At 45.3% G+C, this 1234-nt stretch carries 2 pseudogenes; one reads left to right on the plus strand and one right to left on the minus strand.

Annotated elements, in window-relative coordinates:
• A pseudogene (locus tag A3766_RS06145) lies at positions 1-584 on the minus strand (transporter substrate-binding domain-containing protein); the annotation flags it as partial.
• Between A3766_RS06145 and A3766_RS06150 the strand changes: the two are divergent.
• Positions 572-1234 (plus strand): annotated as a pseudogene (locus A3766_RS06150) (DUF933 domain-containing protein); the annotation flags it as partial. The pseudogenes A3766_RS06145 and A3766_RS06150 overlap by 13 nt on opposite strands.

A 1234-nucleotide genomic window follows, 5' to 3' on the forward strand; every position in this document is an offset into this window, starting at 1 on the left:
ATACCACCTTTGTTCCACTGGGCATTCAAACCACGTGAAATTTTAAGAGGTGAGTCCATACCAACATTACGCTCAAACGACTCGCCGTAGTTACCTACCTGCTTAACGATGTTATAGGCCCAACCGGCTTCCAAACCAAGCTTCTCACCAGCATCACCCTCAGAACCCATCAAACGTTTTTGAGCCGGGTTACCTTCAGCTTTAGCCTGATCTACATTTGTACTGTTAACACCTAAGAATTCTGCTTCTATCAAGGCGTTCATTGTCCACTTAACGATATTGAACCAACCATCATCACCCTGTCTAACCACTGGGCCTAATGGTTCTTTTGAAATAACTTCAGGCAAAACCATTGCTGAAGAAGGGTCTTTTAGGCCGATACGAATCGAATATAATTGTGATTGATCAGAGGTTAATACGTCACAACGGCCGCTTTCAAAGCCTGCACGAGTCTGATCTGAAGTATCATATGTAACTGCTGTGTACTTCATACCATTTGCACGGAAGTAGTCAGCCATGTTCAATTCAGTGGTGGTACCTGCCTGAATACAGGCAGATGCTCCATCGAGCTCTAATGCACCAGTTCCTGGCTAATATTAGAGAAACAGACGCTATCGCTCACGTTGTACGCTGCTTCGAAGATGAAAACGTTGTTCACGTTTCTGCCAAGGTGAACCCTCAAGCCGACGTTGATGTAATTAATACCGAGCTTGCTTTATCTGACCTTGATACCGTAGAAAAGGCTATCAAGCGTTTCACCAGAACAGCCAAGAGCGGTGATAAAGATGCGAAGAATGCTCTGAGCCTACTTGAGGATAAACTACTCCCTCACTTGAACGAAGCAAAAGCGGTTCGCGGCCTTGGTTTGAATGATGATGAACTAGCAATTATCAAAGAGCTTTGCCTGCTTACAATCAAGCCTACAATGTATATTGCCAACGTTGATGAAGACGGTTTTGAAGACAACCCTCACCTAGATAAAGTTCGTGAAATCGCAGCAGAAGAAAACGCTGTAGTCGTCGTGATCTGTAATAAGCTAGAAGCAGAAATTGCTGAGCTGGATGACGAAGAACGCGATGAATTTTTAGCAGACCTTGGCATGGAAGAGCCAGGCCTTGATCGTGTCATTAGAGCTGGCTACGAGCTACTTGGTCTACAAACCTACTTCACTGCAGGTGTAAAAGAAGTTCGCGCCTGGACAATGAAGCAAGGCGACCCTGCCCCTAAAGCCGCT

It is taken from the genome of Oleiphilus sp. HI0132 (genome assembly GCF_001635845.1).